The 17,412-nt window shown below is 66.1% G+C and carries 15 protein-coding genes and 1 pseudogene; 4 read left to right on the forward strand and 12 right to left on the reverse strand.

The annotated features are described in order from the left end of the window. Positions 1-49: 49 nt before the first annotated feature. The 10 genes from J2X06_RS04985 to J2X06_RS05030 all read right to left on the reverse strand — a co-directional run bounded on the left by J2X06_RS04985 (position 50) and on the right by J2X06_RS05030 (position 9,955). The gene (locus tag J2X06_RS04985) at positions 50-2,422 is read right to left on the reverse strand and encodes a TonB-dependent receptor (protein WP_310059053.1); all 2,373 of its coding nucleotides are present in this window, start codon (positions 2,420-2,422) and stop codon (positions 50-52) included. A 274-nt stretch (positions 2,423-2,696) separates the two neighbouring features. Next, positions 2,697-3,023 (reverse strand): non-heme iron oxygenase ferredoxin subunit, encoded by a 327-nt coding sequence (locus J2X06_RS04990; RefSeq protein ID WP_310059055.1) that lies wholly within the window; start codon positions 3,021-3,023, stop codon positions 2,697-2,699. Next, on the reverse strand, positions 3,020-3,550 hold the full coding sequence (locus tag J2X06_RS04995) for a GNAT family N-acetyltransferase (RefSeq protein WP_310059058.1): 531 nt from the start codon (positions 3,548-3,550) through the stop codon (positions 3,020-3,022). The genes J2X06_RS04990 and J2X06_RS04995 overlap by 4 nt, the downstream gene beginning before the upstream one ends. Next, on the reverse strand, positions 3,547-3,822 hold the full coding sequence (locus J2X06_RS05000; protein WP_310059060.1) for a hypothetical protein: 276 nt from the start codon (positions 3,820-3,822) through the stop codon (positions 3,547-3,549). Before J2X06_RS05000 ends, J2X06_RS04995 begins: the two co-directional genes overlap by 4 nt. Positions 3,823-3,869: 47 nt before the next feature. Beyond that, positions 3,870-5,105, reverse strand: coding sequence for a cysteine desulfurase (locus J2X06_RS05005; protein WP_310061248.1), 1,236 nt, complete (start codon positions 5,103-5,105; stop codon positions 3,870-3,872). Positions 5,106-5,119: 14 nt separating this feature from the next. Beyond that, complete coding sequence (sufD, locus tag J2X06_RS05010) at positions 5,120-6,415, reverse strand: Fe-S cluster assembly protein SufD (protein ID WP_310059063.1); 1,296 nt, start codon at positions 6,413-6,415, stop codon at positions 5,120-5,122. A 1-nt stretch (position 6,416) separates the two neighbouring features. Then, complete coding sequence (gene sufC, locus J2X06_RS05015; RefSeq protein ID WP_310059066.1) at positions 6,417-7,181, reverse strand: Fe-S cluster assembly ATPase SufC; 765 nt, start codon at positions 7,179-7,181, stop codon at positions 6,417-6,419. A gap of 162 nt (positions 7,182-7,343) precedes the next feature. Beyond that, positions 7,344-8,792: a Fe-S cluster assembly protein SufB gene (gene sufB, locus J2X06_RS05020; RefSeq protein ID WP_310059068.1), complete on the reverse strand. Its 1,449-nt coding sequence runs from the start codon at positions 8,790-8,792 to the stop codon at positions 7,344-7,346. Between the two features lie 44 nt (positions 8,793-8,836). Beyond that, positions 8,837-9,292: an SUF system Fe-S cluster assembly regulator gene (locus tag J2X06_RS05025; protein WP_310059071.1), complete on the reverse strand. Its 456-nt coding sequence runs from the start codon at positions 9,290-9,292 to the stop codon at positions 8,837-8,839. Between the two features lie 117 nt (positions 9,293-9,409). Next, a complete protein-coding gene (locus J2X06_RS05030; protein ID WP_310059072.1) occupies positions 9,410-9,955 on the reverse strand; it encodes a cytochrome C in 546 nt (181 codons plus the stop codon). A gap of 128 nt (positions 9,956-10,083) precedes the next feature. On the opposite strand from J2X06_RS05030, the pseudogene J2X06_RS05035 reads away from it, so the two are divergent. The 4 genes and pseudogenes from J2X06_RS05035 to J2X06_RS05050 form a co-directional block, all read left to right on the forward strand. Next, a pseudogene (locus J2X06_RS05035) lies at positions 10,084-10,545 on the forward strand (SET domain-containing protein); the annotation flags it as partial. Positions 10,546-10,810: 265 nt separating this feature from the next. Then, positions 10,811-11,611, forward strand: coding sequence for a 3-hydroxybutyrate dehydrogenase (locus tag J2X06_RS05040; RefSeq protein ID WP_310059075.1), 801 nt, complete (start codon positions 10,811-10,813; stop codon positions 11,609-11,611). A 96-nt stretch (positions 11,612-11,707) separates the two neighbouring features. Beyond that, on the forward strand, positions 11,708-13,579 hold the full coding sequence (locus J2X06_RS05045; protein ID WP_310059078.1) for a sulfatase-like hydrolase/transferase: 1,872 nt from the start codon (positions 11,708-11,710) through the stop codon (positions 13,577-13,579). 318 nt (positions 13,580-13,897) lie between these two features. Continuing rightward, complete coding sequence (locus tag J2X06_RS05050; protein ID WP_310059082.1) at positions 13,898-16,138, forward strand: DUF5916 domain-containing protein; 2,241 nt, start codon at positions 13,898-13,900, stop codon at positions 16,136-16,138. A gap of 51 nt (positions 16,139-16,189) precedes the next feature. Here the strand turns inward: J2X06_RS05050 and J2X06_RS05055 are convergent, their stop codons facing one another. Both J2X06_RS05055 and J2X06_RS05060 read right to left on the reverse strand, forming a co-directional pair. After that, complete coding sequence (locus tag J2X06_RS05055) at positions 16,190-16,672, reverse strand: PIN domain-containing protein (RefSeq protein WP_310059084.1); 483 nt, start codon at positions 16,670-16,672, stop codon at positions 16,190-16,192. A 2-nt stretch (positions 16,673-16,674) separates the two neighbouring features. Further along, the gene (locus J2X06_RS05060; RefSeq protein ID WP_310059086.1) at positions 16,675-17,412 is read right to left on the reverse strand and encodes a hypothetical protein; all 738 of its coding nucleotides are present in this window, start codon (positions 17,410-17,412) and stop codon (positions 16,675-16,677) included.

A 17,412-nucleotide genomic window follows, 5' to 3' on the forward strand; every position in this document is an offset into this window, starting at 1 on the left:
GCTCTCGATGACGCCGCGATGGGCGTCGCCTGGACGGATGGAGCGGGAATTAGAACCTGTAGCTGGCGCTCAGCACCACCTGGCGGGCGTCGCCCGGGGTGGCCCACCCATTGTTGCGCACGCGGATGTAGTACTCCTTGTCGAACAGATTGTTGGCGTTGAGCTGCAGGCTCAGGCGCTCGTTGACCTCGAAGGCGACCATCGCGCGGTGCGTGGTGTAGCCCTTGATGTCGCCGAGGTTGTTGAGCAGGGTCGTCGCGTTGCTGGTGTAGTACTCGTAGCCGCTCTGGTAGGTGATGCCATAGCCGAACGTCCACTGGTTCAGGTCGTAGGTGGTCCAGATGTTGCCCGCACGCTCCGGCGTGGCGCTGATGGGCATCCCCTTCAGCGGATCCGGGTTGGCTGCGGTGTTAGCGCAGGCCGGACGCGGACGGACGAGGCAATCGTTGGATACGCCCTGGAGCACTTCGCTTTCGAGATAGGTGAAGTTGGCGAAGACCGACCATTCGTGGGTGATCCGGCCGGCCACGCCCACGGTGATGCCGTCGACGCGTGCCTCACCATCGAGCTGCTGCTCTCCGCTCGGGTTGGCGGGGTTGCCCGGGTCGGCGACCTTGTAGTTCTGGCGCTCGTTGCGGAACACCGACGCGGTTACCGCGAGGTTGTCCATTACGTCCCACTTGGTGCCCAGTTCGTAGTTGACCGCAGTTTCCGGGTCGGCGCTGCAGTTGACCGTGCCGGCGGCGACAGTCGTGGACGAGGACAGGTTGCACGAACCGTTCACCGATGCCTTCGACGGCGTCTTGCTGTTGGAGTAGGACAGGTAGATCGTGCCGTTCTCGACCGGCTTGAATACCAATCCGGCACGGTAGGAGAACAGATCGTCGTCGTTCTCCGCCACCGGGGCGCGGCTGAGGATGGCACCGATGTTGCTGTTGTCCGGTCGCGGGTTGGCTGCTGTGGGCGCCGTGTAGGTCTTGATGTTCCAGATCGCGCTGTCGCCTTCGTTGTGTTCGTAGCGCGCGCCCAGGTTCAGCATCCACTTCTCGTCGAACTCGAGCGTGTCGAAAGCATAGATGGCCTGGTTGTCGAGCGTGCCCTCGGTGCGACCGGTCAGGAAAAAGTTGTACGGACCGGCGTACAGCGAATCCGGATTGGCGATGCTCAGCAACGGCAGCGTGGCCGGGGTGCCGTCGGCATTGCGCAGTACGGCGCCGCTGTCGAGGTCGAAGCTTTCGTGCGAGATCGACACGCCGGTTACCAGCGCATGCTCGATCGAACCGGTGCTGAAGCGCGAGGTCAGGTCGGTCTGGCTGATCGCGATCGCGTTGCGGGTGTCGCGGGAATGGCCGCGCGGACCCGTCGCAGGGATCAGGCCGGTACCCGGCACAGAGCCCCGCGCGCAAGGCGCGCCTGTGGCGGGGTTGATGCCGCTGTCCAGGCACCAGGTGCCCTGCGGGGCATCGACGATGCTGAGCTGGTCGACCTGCTGGAAGCGGGCCAGGCTGCGCAGCGTCATCGCGTCGCCGAAGTCGCGCTCGAACACGCCGGTCAGCATGTCGACGTCGATCTCCTGCGTATCGACGTTGTGGTAGCCGTAGTAGTTGCTCGGGTCCACGCCAGGCAGCGGACCGCCGAAAGCGCTGAAGTAGGGCACTCCGTACTGCGGGAAGTTGTCGTCGCTCTGATGGAAATAGCTGAGCGTGAAGCGCGTGTCGGTGCCTAGGCCGAACGCGATCGACGGCGCGATGCCCCAACGCTTGAAGTCCTCGTAGTCGCGGCCCGGCGCATCGTTCTGGTGGGCCATGGCGTTGATGCGGAAGGCGACGCCGCTGTCGAGGCTGGTGTTGCTGTCGACGGTGATGCGTCCGTAGCTGTCGGTGCCGGCACCGGCCTGGATCACGGTGAAGTCGTTTTCGCGAACGGCCTTGCTGACCAGGTTGATGTTGCCGCCGACCGATCCCGCGCCGGAATAGACCGAGTTGGCGCCGTTAACCAGCTCCAGCGCTTCCACATTGAAGGTGTCGGTACGGCTGTACTGGGCGCTGTCGCGGACGTTGTCGGTGGTGATGTCGCTGTTGGCGCTGAAGCCGCGCAGGTTGATGCTGTCGCCGTAACCGCCGCCGCCTTCGCCGGCGCCGAAGGTAATGCCGGGCAAGGTGGTCAGCACGTCGCGCAGCGACAGCAGGCCTTGGGCATCCATCACGTCCTTGGTGACGACCGTGATCGTCTGCGGGATGTCGAGCAATGGCTCGGTGTATTTGACCGAGCTGGGCTTCTCGACGCTCTGGCCGATCACTTCGACTTTGTCCAGGTCGGTCGCCTGCATGGGATCGCCAGCCGGCGCCGCCAGAGCGGGGGCGCTCAGTGCGAGGGAGAGGGCGCCTGCGAGCGGCGAGACAACGAACATCCTGTTGGTCATGGAATCCCCGAAATCAAAGCGATTGGCGCGGCGCTTCGTGGCCGCTTCAGTCAGCAATGGTAATGAGATCGATTCGCATTTGCAACGGAATGGACCGCGAAACCCGGCCAAATAGCCCCGGCGGCGGGTTGTGGGAGTGGTGATGGCCTGGTGAGCGCGGACCGGCACGTTTCTTGAAGCGTCAACGCCGATGGAACGCCAACGCGGCGAGGGCCCGTGGCGTCCCGGCGCCATGTTTTGAAACGTCAAACGCCGGCGGAACGCCGGCGCGCGCTTAGTTGCGGTCGTCCCGGGTCCAAACGCCGGTCTCATCGATCCTGACCGGGAATTTCGGCACCGGCTCGTAGGCCGGCGCGCACAGCGGTCGGCCGTCGCGCACGTCGAACCTGGCGCCGTGCAGCACGCACTCGATTGTCGCCTCCTCGCCGTCGAACGTGCCGGCAGAGAGCTCGTAGTCCTCGTGCGAGCACTTGTCCTCCAGGGCGTAGAAGTCGCCGTCGTAATTCAGCACCAGGATCGGCGTGTCGCCGTCCCAGACCACCGTGGTTTCGCCGGGCAGCAGTTGTGAGGTGGCGCAGACGAAGACCCAGTTCTCGCTCACAGCGCCTTCTCCAGGACTTCGAAACGCAGGTCGCCGCGCTTGGGCTGTCCGAAGCGCTCGTCGCCGTACGGGAACGGCTTGTGGATGCCGGTGCGGCGATAGCCGCGGCGCTCGTAGAAGGCGATCAGTTCATCGCGCACGTCGATGACGGTCATGCGCATCGCGCCCAGGCCCCAGTCCTCGCGGACAACGCGTTCGGCTTCTGCCAGCAGCAGCTTGCCGATGCCGCCGCCCTGCAAGGTAGGCGACACCGAGAACATGCCGAAATAGCCAGCGCCATCCTCGATGGCCACATGGGCGCAGCCGAGCAGTTCGTCGCCGCGCTCGGCCATCAGGATGACGCTCTGCGGCCGTGCGATGCAGGCGCTGATGTCGTCGGCGCCGGTGCGACGCCCGCCGAGCAGGTCGGCCTCGGTGGTCCAGCCCTGCTTGCTGACGTCGCCGCGGTAGGCGGACTCGACCAGATAGACGAGGGCGTCGATGTCGGCAGGGGTGGCGTTGCGGAAAGCGAGGGGGGCTTGCGTCACGAAAGAACACTCCAGAACAAAATGGCGAGCAGCAGCGCGATCAACGGAAGCACGATCCACAGCATTCGCCGGGCGGCGGTCATCAGTCCCGCGCGGCGAGCCTGCAGGGCTTCAGAGTGCTCGTTGATGCGCTGGGCGCGATCGTACTGCTGCTTGTACAGAGCGAACTGCTCGCGCTGCAGCGACAGGGCTTCCTCCTGCCGCTCGAGCTGCCGCCGCTGCTGGTCGCGGATTTCGCGAAGCAGCGACAGGGCTGCGGGATCGGTGCTCACGGGCGCTCCCAGGGATGGACCGGAACAGATTAACCGAGCAGCCGGTCTTAACCGAGCAGCTTGCGCACCTTGCCCAGCGCGGCGACGAAGGCATCGATCTCGTCGTGCGTGTTGTAGAACGCGAGCGAGGCGCGGCACGTGGCGGGGACGCCAAAGTGCTGCATCAGCGGGTGGGCGCAGTGGTGGCCAGAACGGATCGCCACGCCTTCCAGGTCGAGCAGCGTGGCCAGGTCATGCGCATGTGCGCCCTCGACCAGGAAGCTGATCACCGCCGCCTTGTCGCGGGCGTGGCCGAAGATCCGCAGGCCGGGGAGTTTCGCCAGTTCTTCGTTCGCGTGGGCCAGCAGTTCCTGCTCGCGCGCCTCGACATTCGCCATGCCCAGCGACGACAGGTAGTCGACCGCCGCGCCCAGGCCAATGAAGCCCGCAATGTTGGGCGTGCCCGCCTCGAACTTGTGCGGCGGGTCGTTGAATACGGTGCCTTCGAAGCGCACTTCCTTGATCATCTCGCCGCCGCCGATGAAAGGCGGCATCTGGGCCAGGTGCTCGCGCCGGGCCCACAGCGCGCCGGTGCCGGTCGGTCCGCACATCTTGTGGCCGGTGATGGCGTAGAAGTCGCAGCCGATCGCGGTGATGTCGAGGGCGCGATGCGGCGCCGCCTGCGAACCGTCCACGGCCGTGACGATGCCGCGGCGGCGCGCCTCGCGACAGATCTCGCGTACCGGGTTGACCGTGCCCAGCACGTTGGAGACGTGCGTCAGCGACAGCAGCTTCACTTCGGGCGTGAGCAGCGAATACAGCTGGTCGAGGTCGAGCTCGCCGCGCTCGTTGAGCTCGGCGACCTTGATCGTCGCACCCGTGCGCTGTGCCACCAGCTGCCACGGGACGATGTTGGCGTGGTGCTCCATGCGCGTCAGCACGATGGCATCGTCCGGCTGAAGGCGCGGCAGCGCCCACGAGTAGGCGACCAGGTTCAGTGCGAAGGTGGTACCGCTGCACAGCACCAGTTCGTCGCTGCGCACGTTGAGGAACTTCGCCAGCTTCGCCCGTGCGGCTTCGTAGGCGTCGGTCGCCTCGGTGCCCAGAGCATGCACGGCGCGGCTGACATTGGCGTTGTGGTGACGATAGAAGTCGTCGACCGCTGCGATCACCGATTCAGGTTTCTGGCCGGTGTTGGCCGAGTCGAAATAGACCAGCGGCTTGCCATGGACGTGCCGGGTCAGGAGCGGGAAATCGGCGCGGACGCGGGTCCAGTCGATGGCGCTGTCGGTTGCGACGTCCATGGCGTCCTCGCGGCTCATGCGATCTCCAGTCGGGTCAGGGCCGAATCCAGGCGCGCGGTCAACGCGTCGCGCAGGGCGGCATCGTCAAATACGCGCAGCGTTTCACGGCAGAACGCCGCGGTGAGCAGGGCACGCGCCTGGTCGGCCGGCACGCCACGGGTGCGCAGGTAGAACAGCGCGGTCTGGTCGAGCTGGCCGACGGTGGCGCCGTGCGCAGCCTGCACTTCGTCGGCGTGGATTTCCAGTACCGGCTGGGTATCGATCTCCGCGCCTTCGCTGAGCAGCAGGTTCTTGTTCGACAGCTCGGCGGCCGTGCCATCGGCACCTTCGCGGATCACAATGCCGCCGTGGAAGGCGGCCTTGGAGCGGCCGGCGCCCAGGCCGCGCCAGATCAGCTCGCAGGCGGTGTCTCGACCGACGTGATCGATGCCCAGGCGAGTGTCGAGATGACGTTTGCCATTGGCCAGCAGCACACCATTGGCGTGCAGCTTCGCACCCTGGCCGTGCAGGGCGACATTGAGTTCATGACGGGACAGGCCGGCGCCGAGTTCGAGATCGAGGCGGCGATAGTCAGCGTCGCGCGCCATGACGGCATCGGTACGTCCGAACAGGCTGGCGCCGAGGGATTCGTCCTGCACGCGAGCGTGGCGCAGGATCGCGCCCTGGCCCAGGTGGACGTGCGTCACGGCGTTGCCAAGGTGGTTATGCGGGCCATGGCCCAGGTGATGTTCGACCAGGGTCAGTTCGGCGCCTTCGCGCAGTTCGACCAGGTTGCGCAGGTGCCACGCGCGGTCGCCCTCGCTGGCCGTGCCGATGAAGACCATATGCACCGGCGAGGTCACGCGGACGTCGCTTTGCACACGCAGCACGCAGCCCTCGTCGGCGAGCGCGGCGTTGATACGGGCAAAGATCTCGTCGGCGCGCTCGTACTTGCGCGCCAGGAAGTTGGCGTCGCGTGGCTCGCCTGTGGCCAGCACCTGCGACAACGCCTGCAGCGTCACGCCGACCGGCAGCCCGCTGAGGTCGGTGTGGCCCGCGTCGAAGCGGCCGTTGACGAAGACAATGCGCGGCGCCCGGATATCCGCGAGCAACGCTGCGTCGAACGGCGCCGGCGCCGCATCGGCGGCCTTGAATGCGCGGCGTTCGAGCGAACGCAGCGGGGTGTATTTCCAGGCTTCCACGCGCGCATGCGGGATGCCGTCGCGCAGCGCGGCATCGAGCGCGGCCTGGCGGCTGTCGCGCAGGCCGGCGGCATCGCGTGCGGCGAGCGTGTCGAAAGCAGTCGCGAAGGAGTCGAGCAGGGCACTCATGTCAGACCGCCGCTTCCGGTGCAATGCGTTCCTTCACCCAGGTGTAGCCGTGCTGCTCCAGTTCCAGCGCCAGTTCCGGACCGCCGGTCTCGACGATACGGCCGTCGGCGAGCACGTGCACCACGTCCGGCTTGATGTAATCAAGCAGGCGCTGGTAGTGGGTGATGATGAGGAACGCGCGATCGGGCGAGCGCAGCGCGTTGACTCCGTCGGCGACTGCCTTGAGCGCATCGATGTCCAGCCCGGAGTCGGTCTCGTCGAGGATCGCCAGCTTGGGTTCGAGCAGGGCGAGCTGGAAGATCTCGTTGCGCTTCTTCTCGCCGCCCGAGAAACCCTCGTTGACTCCGCGGTGCAGCAGTTCGTCCTTCAGATGCAGCACGGCCAGCTTTTCGCGCACCAGCTTGAGGAACTGCATCGAGTCCAGCTCCGGCTTGCCGCGCACCTTGCGCTGGGCGTTGAGCGCGGTGCGCAGGAAGTAGGTGTTGTTCACGCCGGGGATCTCGACCGGGTACTGGAACGCCAGGAACACACCGGTAGCGGCGCGCTCTTCCGGTTCCAGCGTCAGCAGGTCCTGGCCCTCGAACGTCACCGATCCGGACGTCACCTCGTAGCCTTCGCGGCCGGCGATGACGTTGCCGAGCGTGGACTTGCCGGCGCCGTTGGGACCCATGATGGCGTGCACCTGGCCGGGCTGCAGCTCCAGCGAGAGGCCCTTGAGGATCTCCTTGCCGGCGACGGAGACGTGGAGGTTTTCGATCTTCAGCATGATGTTTTCCGTTTCACTTCTTTAGCCCCTCTCCCGCAGGCGGGAGAGGAGTTGGGGTGAGGGCCGTTGACGAAGAGCGCCCTCATCCGCCCTTCGGGCACCCTGCGACAAGCTCAGGGCAGGCCTTCTCCCGCGAGCGGGAGAAGAGAAAAAACAGCCAGGTCAGCCGACCGAGCCTTCCAGCGAGACTTCCAGCAGCTTCTTGGCCTCGACCGCGAACTCCATCGGCAGTTCGCGGAAGACGCTCTTGCAGAAGCCGTCGACGATCATCGACACCGCATCCTCCTCGCCGATGCCGCGCGAGCGGCAATAGAACAGCTGGTCCTCGCTGATCTTCGACGTGGTCGCCTCGTGCTCGACGGTGGCGGTCGGGTGCTTGACCTCGATGTACGGGAAGGTGTGCGCACCGCACTTCTTGCCGATCAGCAGGCTGTCGCACTGGGTGTGGTTGCGCGCGCCCTCGGCGTTGCCGAGCACCTTCACCAGGCCGCGGTAGGTGTTCTGGCCGCGGCCGGCGCTGATGCCCTTGCTGATGATCTTGCTCTTGGTGCGCTTGCCGACGTGGATCATCTTGGTGCCGGTGTCGGCCTGCTGGCGATGGTGGGTCAGCGCGACCGAGTAGAACTCGCCGGTCGAGTCGTCGCCCAGCAGCACGCAGCTCGGGTACTTCCAGGTGATGGCCGAACCGGTCTCGACCTGGGTCCAGCTGATCTTGCTGCGCGCACCGCGGCATTCACCGCGCTTGGTGACGAAGTTGTAGATGCCGCCGCGGCCTTCCTCGTCGCCCGGATACCAGTTCTGCACGGTCGAGTACTTGATCTCTGCATCGTCCATCACGACCAGCTCGACCACCGCCGCGTGCAATTGGTTCTCGTCGCGCATCGGCGCCGTGCAGCCTTCCAGGTAGGAGACGTAGCTGCCTTCCTCGGCGACGATCAGGGTGCGCTCGAACTGGCCGGTTTCGCTGGCGTTGATGCGGAAGTACGTGGACAGCTCCATCGGGCAGCGCACGCCCTTGGGAATGAACACGAAGCTGCCGTCGGAGAAGACAGCAGAATTCAGCGCGGCGAAGTAGTTGTCGCCGGTCGGAACGACGCTGCCGAGGTACTGCTTCACGAGATCGGGATACTCGCGGATGGCCTCGGACATCGAGCAGAAGATGACGCCCTTCTCGGCCAGTTCCTTGCGGAAGGTGGTGCCGACCGAGACCGAGTCGAACACCGCGTCGACCGCGACGCCGGCCAGCTTGGCGCGCTCGTGCAGCGGCACGCCGAGCTTCTCGTAAGTGTCGAGCAGCTCCTGCGGCACTTCGTCGAGCGAGGCGTACTTGGCCTTGGGGGCGCTGTAGTAGCTGATCGCCTGGAAGTCGATCGGCCCGATGTTGAGCTTGGCCCAGTGCGGGACCGGCATGGTCAGCCAGTGCCGGTAGGCGGCCAGGCGCCAGTCGGTCATCCACTGCGGCTCGTCCTTCTTGGCCGAGAGCGCGCGGATGATGTCCTCGTTCAGGCCGGGAGGCAGGCTGTCGGATTCGATGTCCGTGACGAAGCCGGCCTCGTATTTGCGGCCGAGCTGCTCATGGATCTCGCGGTTTTCGATTACTTCGGTGGCCATTGGGCTGCCTACGGGTTGTTCCTGCATGGCGATGCGGGCATCGCCTACGCGTTGGCCAGGTGCAGTTCGATGCGCCTGGCCGGATGTTCGGGAGGGGGCGGCGGCGCCAGCATCTGCGCCAGGGTCACGCCGCGCAGCGCTTCGATCACGACGTCGTTGATGCGCCGCCAGTTGGCGCGCACGCCACAGGACTGCTCGATGCCGCAGTTGCCGGTGTGGATGCTGCACTCGGTCATCCCGAGTGGCCCTTCCATGGCCTCGACGATCTCGAGCAGGCCGATCGCCTCGGCCGGACGGGCCAGCCGGTAGCCGCCGTTGGCGCCGCGGAAGCCTTCGACCAGATCGGCCTGGGCCAGGGGCTTGAGCACCTTGGAGACGGTGGTGGGCTCCAGACCGGCGCGTTCAGCCAGTTCCGAGGCGCTGAGCACGGCCTCGGAATGATGGGCGAGGACGGTCATGACGACCGTCGCGTAGTCGGTGAGTCGGGTAACGCGGAGCATGGCGGCGGGGGAGGTTGTAATCCGTACCGGAATTGTACGGTTTCGAGCCCGCGCGGCCAAGCACGAGTCCCCGATCATTCAGGCGGAAAGGGTATTTCCCCTGTTCAGGCGCCGGGATCAGGCCTTGGGAGGGCCTGCCGTCGGGAGCATGAGCTCGTAGTACGGAAGCGGCGGCTTCTCCCCAGGCGGCAGGTAGGCCGGGGCGGGCTCGCCGGCGGGCCCCAGCGACTTGATGAAATGGAAGATGGCCCGGCGATCGTCCTCGTTCATGGCGCGGACATTGAAGTCCGGCATGACCGGCCGGGTGCGGAGGTTGGCCGTGAACGTCAGCCATTGCGCCTCATCCATGGCGGCGATCCGCAGGCGCAGGTTGGTGGCGTAGGTCGTCCCCCATGGACCCTTGAAGCCGATCCGCGAGCCCATCAGCCATTGCGACGTTTCCATCCGGCCCTGGCTCTCCGGGTAGCCGGCCGTGTGGCAGTCGTTGCAGCCGGCGGTGCGGATCAGGTACTCGCCGCGCGATACCAGGTCCGTTGCGGCAGGGGCAGCGGCGGGTGTCGCCGTGGATGCCGATGCGGTAGCCGGAGCGTCGGTGGCGCGGCTCTGGCAGGCGGCAAGCATGGGCAGGGTCGTGGCGATCGCGAGTAGCAGGGCGGTTCTCATTGCGCTTCGTTCTGGATTGGAGAACGTCGCTAACGGAAGGCCGGACGCCAAGCGGACACTGCGATGGCGGTGGCGCGTCGATCCGGGTCAGAATGTCCGCTCTGTTCCCCCCTATCCGGAAAGTCCGCATGCCGCGCAAGATCGTCGCCCGCCGTTCCGCCATCCACGGCAATGGCGTGTTCGCCGCCGCCCCGATCGCCCAGGGCGAACGCATCATCGAGTACAAGGGCCGTCGTCGCACCCACGAGGAAGTCGATGCCGGCGACAGCGGCGACGTCGACACGGGGCACACCTTCCTGTTCACGCTCAACGACGAGTACGTGATCGACGCCAACTTCAACAACAACGACGCGCGCTGGATCAATCACAGCTGCTCGCCCAATTGCGAAGCGGTGCTCGAGGAAGACGACGGCGACGATCGTCGCAAGGACAAGGTGTTCATCGAGGCGATCCGTGCGATCGAGCCGGGCGAAGAGCTGTCCTACAACTACGGCATCACCCTGGAAGAGAAGCACACCAAGGAGCTGAAGAAGATCTGGGAATGTCGCTGCGGCTCCCCGAACTGCACTGGCACGATGCTGCAGCCCAAGAGTGACAAGAAGAAAAAGAAGGCCGCGAAGAAGGCCGAAAAGGCCGAGAAGAAGGAAAAGAAGGAAAAGAAGGAAAAGAAGTCCAAGGACAAGGCAGGCAAGGACAGCAAGAAGAAGTCCGGCAAGGAATGACGCCCGGCCCTCCCCATGCCGGGCGTGGACGACACGTACCAACGGGCAATGGTCCGGCCGGCGAGGCGTTGCGACACTGCCGACATGCGCCAGCGGCATGGTGGCGCGCCCCGAACTTAATCCAGGAGTTCCCATGAACCCGATCGAAGGCAAAGTCGCCATCGTGACCGGCGCCGCCAGCGGCATCGGCAAGGAAATCGCGTTCGAACTCGCCCGCGGCGGGGCAGCGGTCGCCATTGCCGATCTCAATGAGTCCGGCGCGCAGGCGGTCGCAACGGACATCAACGCCAGTGGCGGTCGTGCGATCGGTTTGGCCATGGATGTCACCGACGAAGCGGCGGTCGAGACGGGCGTCGCCCAGGTGGTCGCACAACTGGGTGGCGTCGACATCCTGGTGTCCAATGCCGGCATCCAGATCGTCAATCCGATCGAGCAGTTCGCGTATGCGGACTGGAAGAAGATGCTGGCGATCCACCTCGACGGCGCATTCCTGACGACCAAGGCGGTGCTGCCGCACATGTACGGCGGCGACGCGACGGGCAAGAGCCGTGGCGGCATGGTGATCTACATGGGGTCGGTGCATTCGCACCTGGCGTCCCCGCTCAAGTCGGCCTACGTCACCGCCAAGCACGGCCTGCTGGGCCTGGCGCGCACGCTGGCCAAGGAAGGGGCCAAGCATGGCGTTCGCAGCCACGTGGTATGCCCGGGTTTCGTCCGCACGCCTTTGGTCGACAAGCAGATTCCCGAGCAGGCGCGCGAACTGGGCATCAGCGAGGAAGAAGTCGTCAGCCGCGTCATGCTCGGCAACACCGTCGACGGCATCTTCACCACCGTCGAGGACGTGGCCAAGACCGTACGCTTCCTCGCGGAATTCCCCAGCGCCGCGCTGACCGGACAGAGCTTCGTGGTCAGCCACGGCTGGCACATGCAGTAACCCGCCAGGCATCTTTGCGATGCCGCTGACCAGGGTGTGGTCGCCATGGCGAACCTCACGCGCCGCGCGCCGGCCACACCGTAAAATGCGCGCCCCATGCATACCCGCACGTCGCTGCTGCACGGCCTTGGCTGGTTCGTACTGGCCAACGCCCTGCTGTTCGAGCTGATCACCGCCTGGTTCTGGCGCGGTGTGATCGAGCCGGCCGCTGACACGCCGGCCGCGGCCTACCGTGTACTGAACACCTTCGTGCACTGGCCGCTGTTGGCGCTGATCATGATGGGGCTGCCGACGGCCCTGGCCATCGTGTTGCTGCCGCGGCAGCCGGCGCTCAAGTGGGCGCCGTTGATCGTCGCGGCGCTGTCCGGCGGTATCGCGGCCTGCGTGATGATCCTCGATGCCGTCGTGTTCTCGCAGTACCGCATGCACCTGGGGCCTTATGTCTGGGGCCTGGTCGCGGGCGGCGCGGGCGGCGAGACCTTCCTGGTGTTCTCCCGGAAGCTGCCGTTCCTGCTCGGCGCCGGCGCGCTGCTGATCGTCGCCGCCGAGGGCGCTCTGTTCGCGCTGTGCCTGCGCCTGGCCGGGCGCCTGCGGCCGCTGGCGCGGCCGGTGTGGATCACCTGGGTGGCGTTGCTCGTCGGCGCCAACGCCTGGTACGCCTGGGCCGACGCGCACTACCAGGTCAACATCACGCAGGAGAGCGGCCACTTCCCGTTCTACCGGCCGATAACCGCCAAGCGCGTGTTCCGCAAGTTTGGCGTGACCGACTTCGAGCAGCGCCCGGCGTTGCCCAGCGCCAGCGACCGCGGGCTGTTCTACCCGAGCCAGCCGCTCGAGTGCGCGCCGCAGCGAAGGCCGAACGTCCTGCTGATCGTGGTCGACGCCTGGCGCGGCGACCATCTCCAACCGCAGTTCACGCCGAACATCTTCACGCTGGTGCCGGAGTCGCTGCGCTTCGAGCACCACGTCAGCGGCGGCAACGTCACGCGCTTCGGCCTTTTCTCGATCTTCTACGGCCTGTCCGGCAACTACTGGTGGCCGGTACTGGATCACCAGACGCCGCCGGTGCTCATGACCGAGCTGCGGCGTCAGAACTACGACCTCGAGATCCTCGGCAGCTCGCCGCTGGTGCACCCGGAGTTCGACCGCACCATCTTCAGCGGCATCCAGGGCCTGCGGCTGAAGACGCCCGGCGCCACTCCCTATGAACGCGACCGGCGCGTGGCCGCCGACATGGTCGAGTTCCTGTCCGATCCGGCGCGTGCGAAGAAGCCATTCTTCGGCTTCCTGTGGCTGAACTCGGTGCATTCCTACTCGATCCCGCCCGACTATCCGTTGCCGTTCCAACCGTCGTGGCGCGAGGTCAACCACATGGCGCTGGGGCCCGGCTTCGACAAAACGCCGTTCCTCAACCGCTACCGCAACGCGCTGCACTTCGTGGACGCCGAGGTCGGCAAGGTGCTCGACGCGCTGCGTGCGAGCGGCCTCGCTGACGACACGTTGCTGATCGTCACCAGTGACCATGGCGAAGAGTTCAACGACACCGGCAAGAACTACTGGGGCCACAACGGCAACTTCAGTCCGTACCAGGTGGCCGTGCCGCTGCTGGTGCGCGGGCCCGGCTGGCAACGCGGCGGCGTGGTTTCGTACATGACCACGCACAACGACCTGGCGCCGACCATCCTCACCGACGCGCTGGGCTGCACGACGCCCTCGGCGGCCTACAGCCTGGGTTGGCCGCTGCGGCAGACCGAGGGCCGACGCGACTTCTTTGCGGTGGTGGACTACAACGACACCGGCATGTATGAGCCGGACCGTATTACATTGTTCTCGCCGTTCGGCGGGTTCCCGGTCTACAGCCACGACTACGACCGGCTCGACGAGCCGCCGCGCATGGACCACGTGCGCGCGGTTACGCAGGACATGCTGCGCTTCAGCCGCAAGCCGGCCAAACCATTGCCTCGCTAGTCTTTGATTGCGGCGCGAGTCGGCGCATTCGCGCCAAAACCGTGCGCTTCCTCGCAGAACGACCAGCCAGGGTGGGCATACGCAGTGACCCGCCAAGCATCTTGCGATGCCGCTGGCAACCATTTGGTTGCCATGACTAACGCCAGTCGGTGAACAGCCTTCTTGCGGCTAATCTGCGCACCGCTCGAGCGTCCGTCGCTGGAGCCGGTCCCAAGGCCGAACGCTCCAGCACGACCGCGCCGGACTCCGACCTCGACCGAGGCACGACCGGGATCGCCGCCGTGATGCCTATCCCCCCGTTGGCGAGAAATCCGAACGATGCGTGCCTCGTTGTCCCTGTTTGTACTGACCGTGCTGGCTGTCCTGTCCGCTCCCGCGGCCGCGGCCACAGTCGCGATCGACGGTCGCATCGACGCGATCGAATGGCAGGGCGCCCGCCACGTCACCGACTTCCGCAAGGTGCAGCCGCTGTCGCGCGAACCGGGCACGCTGACGACCGAGGCATGGGTGATGGCGACCCCGGACGGTCTTGCGGTCGCGTTCCGCAACCTGCAGCCGTCGCAGACGCGTACCCGGCAGAAGGTGCAACGCGACTTCGAGGAGCAGGTCGACCGCATCAACCTGATGGTCGATTTCGACGGGGACGGCCGTACGGCCTACGACTTCACCGTGGCGTCCACCGGCGGCATCGCCGATTCGGTGGTCACCAACGAGAACCAGTTCAACGACGACTGGGATGGCCAGTGGCAGCACTCGGTCAGCGAAGACGAGGCCGGCTGGAACGTGGAACTGCTGATTCCGTGGTACACCGCGCCGATGCGCAGCGGCCGCGATGGCATGCGCACGATACGGGTCTACCTCGACCGTGTGATCGGGTCGACCGGTGAGCGTTCCGCGTGGCCGGCGGCGAGTTTCGAGTTGCCCCGCTTCCTGTCCGATTTCGCGCCGCTGGAAATCCAGCAGTACAGCCAGTCGCTGCTGGCGATCACGCCCTACGCATCGGGCCTATACGACAATGTCGCGCACGACAGCGACTTCGACGCGGGTGCCGACATCTTCTGGAAGCCCAACGGGCAGTTCCAGCTGACCGCGACGCTCAACCCCGACTTCGGCCAGGTCGAGAGCGACGACCTGGTCATCAACTTCAGCGCGACCGAAACCTTCGTCAGCGACAAGCGCCCGTTCTTCACCGAGAACCAGGGCATCTTCGAATTCACCACGCCGTCGGATTTCAGCCAGCTCCTCTACACGCGCCGTGTCGGCGCGCCTGCCGACGACGGCAGCGGCGAAGCCGGCGACATCACCGCCGCGGTCAAGCTCAACGGCAGCATCGGCGCGACCAAGTACGGTGTGTTCGCAGCCGAAGAGGCCGACGAAGTCGGACGCACGTTCGCGGCGCTGCGCCTGGTGCGCGACTTCAGCGAGCAGAACCTGGGCGCAATGCTGACTCGCGTGGAGCGCCCGTTCCTCGATCGCGAGGCGACCGTGGGCGGCATCGACCAGAACTGGCGGCCGACCGAACGCCTGAGCCTGCAGACGCGCGTGATCGGCAGCCAGATCGACCAGTCCGGCGAGACAACGCGCGATTCGGGTTTCACCACCTGGATCAAGTACCAGATGGACGGTGGCTGGCGCCAGGAGTGGATCGGCATGCACTTCGGCAACGAGCTGCAGATCAACGATTTCGGTTACCTGGCGCGCAACAGCACCAACTACGCCCACTGGGAGCTGCGGCGCCGCTTCACCGATCTGTCCGAGGATTCGCGCTACTCGTCCAAGGAATGGCGCTGGCGCGCCAGCACCAACCACAACGATCACGGCGAGCGCCTGGCCAACCAGTTCCGGATCAGCCGGCAGGGCGGGGTGGTCGACGGCAGTTCCGAGTACATGCAGCTCAACGTCAACAGCGCCGGTGTCAACGACCTTCTGACGCGCGGCCACGGTTCGGTGAACCTGCCGCCGAACTTCAATGCGTATTACGAGTACGTCCGGCCGCGCAAGGGCGACTGGGGGTTCGAGGTCGACGCCAACGTGCTCAGCGGTGGCCTCGCCGGCAACGACCAGGTCGGTTTCATTTTCGAGGTCACGCCGACCTATTTCATCAACGATGCCTTCAGCGTCTATGCCGGTGCGTACTACGAGCGCATACCGGCGTGGCTGGTGTGGCAACGCGACAACCTGATTGGCGAGTTCGACGAGCGCTGGCTCCAGTTCAACGCGGGGCTCGACTGGATGATGACCGACCGCCACGAGTTGCGGGTGAAGCTGCAGGCGATCGGCCTGGATGCGCCGCTGCGGCAGGGATATCGCGTCGATGCTTCCGGTAATTCGATTGAAACCGCCGAGCCAATCAACGATTTCAGCGTGCGCAACCTGGGCTTCCAGATCCGCTACCGCTACGAGCTCGCGCCGCTGTCGTACCTGTACGTGGTGTACGGTCGTGGCGGCTACCAGCAGGACGAGTTCTCCGGTGAGCCCAGGGAGTTGCTGCGCGACAGCCTGGAACTGCGCGACGACGAGCAGCTGGTGGTCAAGGTGAGCTATCGCTTCGAGATCTGATCAAGCCGGTCGATGGTCGCGAACCGATAGACGCGAGGCCGATCGACGCAACTAGCCGGTGCGTTCCGTCGCAGGCGGCCAGGCCTGTGGTTCGATGATGTCGAACAGGCCGTCGCGACGGGTGCGGCGGCCGAGACGAAGCAGTTCGTCGTCGCGGCTGACCAGCCAGCCCGCGCCGGCGTTTCGTGCCAGTTCGAGGAATTTCTGATCGTCGGGATCGCCGCAGCGGGGAAGTGGCGACAACGCTGCCTCCGATTCGCCCATGGGCACGCATTCCACGATCGCGTCGAATGCGGCAACCGCGCCGGCCCGGGCGGCGTCGTCCAGGGCCAGTTGCGGATACTGCAGCACGCGCAGCCACTCCTCCCGACACGCGGCGTCGGTCACCGCGTGCACCTGGCCGGATTGCAGCGCAGCCCCCAGCGCGACAACGCGCGGATCGCGGAACAGGAACAGGTCCAGGCAGACGTTGGTATCGAGCACCACGCGCGGGACCGCCTGCTTGCCCCCTGCGCTGCGGGCCGGTTTGTCCACGGTTACTGCGTCACTTCACGCAGGTCTGCCGAAGCGATGCGCCAGGCGCGCTGGTCGGCCGTGGCGCCGTCGATGACAGCCCGGCGCAGCGTGTAGGCGCCGACGAAACGGCGTTCGCGTCCATCCTGGCCTGTGACGGCAAAGGCCACCGGCACCTCGATGAAGCGCGATCCGGCGGCGGCATCCACGCGGCTGGCCGCCATGATCTCGACGGACACTCCACTGGTGTTGCCGAAACCGTCGGCGAATTGCTGTGGCGACTGGCCGCTGGCGCGGCCGGCGTCCGACCACAGCGCATAGGCGCGGTCGAAATTGCGGGCGTTGATGGCGGCGTAGTAGTCGCGCACCACCGCGATGGCATCTTGCGGCGTGGGCTCGTCCGCGAGCGGTACTTCGACCGATGCGACGGCCGCATCGGTGCCGGTCTCCGGCGTCGCGCCCTCCACGGGCACGCCCTCCACGGGCTCGACGTCGGCGCCCGTGTCATCGGGCAGTATCGGATTGCCGTTCTCGTCCAGCGCGAGCATGTCCTGTTGTGCCGCCGACGGCGGGCCGACCTGACCCGGTCCCGGCTTGGAGGGCATTCCGGTTACGCCGCCGCGCACGTTGACCCGCGGGGCGGGCAACGCCTCGTCGGCGACGCCATCGACGTGGCCACCTTTGTCGTTGTCGCCCCCGCAGGCGGTCAGCAGTACGGACAGGATGAGAGGGGCGAGGAACCGGCGGCTTTCAGGAGGCAT

Source organism: Lysobacter niastensis, assembly GCF_031457115.1.
Classification (GTDB): Bacteria; Pseudomonadota; Gammaproteobacteria; order Xanthomonadales; family Xanthomonadaceae; genus Lysobacter_J; species Lysobacter_J niastensis_A.

Excerpts from the sequence above, each read along its gene's own strand:
- J2X06_RS04985 (WP_310059053.1), bottom strand. The coding sequence starts at position 2,422 with ATGACCAACAGGATGTTCGTTGTCTCGCCGCTCGCAGGCGCCCTCTCC.
- J2X06_RS05005 (WP_310061248.1), bottom strand. The coding sequence starts at position 5,105 with ATGGACGTCGCAACCGACAGCGCCATCGACTGGACCCGCGTCCGCGCC.
- sufD (WP_310059063.1), bottom strand. The coding sequence starts at position 6,415 with ATGAGTGCCCTGCTCGACTCCTTCGCGACTGCTTTCGACACGCTCGCC.
- sufC (WP_310059066.1), bottom strand. The coding sequence starts at position 7,181 with ATGCTGAAGATCGAAAACCTCCACGTCTCCGTCGCCGGCAAGGAGATC.
- sufB (WP_310059068.1), bottom strand. The coding sequence starts at position 8,792 with ATGGCCACCGAAGTAATCGAAAACCGCGAGATCCATGAGCAGCTCGGC.
- J2X06_RS05025 (WP_310059071.1), bottom strand. The coding sequence starts at position 9,292 with ATGCTCCGCGTTACCCGACTCACCGACTACGCGACGGTCGTCATGACC.
- J2X06_RS05030 (WP_310059072.1), bottom strand. The coding sequence starts at position 9,955 with ATGAGAACCGCCCTGCTACTCGCGATCGCCACGACCCTGCCCATGCTT.
- J2X06_RS05040 (WP_310059075.1), top strand. The coding sequence starts at position 10,811 with ATGAACCCGATCGAAGGCAAAGTCGCCATCGTGACCGGCGCCGCCAGC.
- J2X06_RS05045 (WP_310059078.1), top strand. The coding sequence starts at position 11,708 with ATGCATACCCGCACGTCGCTGCTGCACGGCCTTGGCTGGTTCGTACTG.
- J2X06_RS05050 (WP_310059082.1), top strand. The coding sequence starts at position 13,898 with ATGCGTGCCTCGTTGTCCCTGTTTGTACTGACCGTGCTGGCTGTCCTG.
- J2X06_RS05060 (WP_310059086.1), bottom strand. The coding sequence starts at position 17,412 with ATGCCTCCTGAAAGCCGCCGGTTCCTCGCCCCTCTCATCCTGTCCGTA.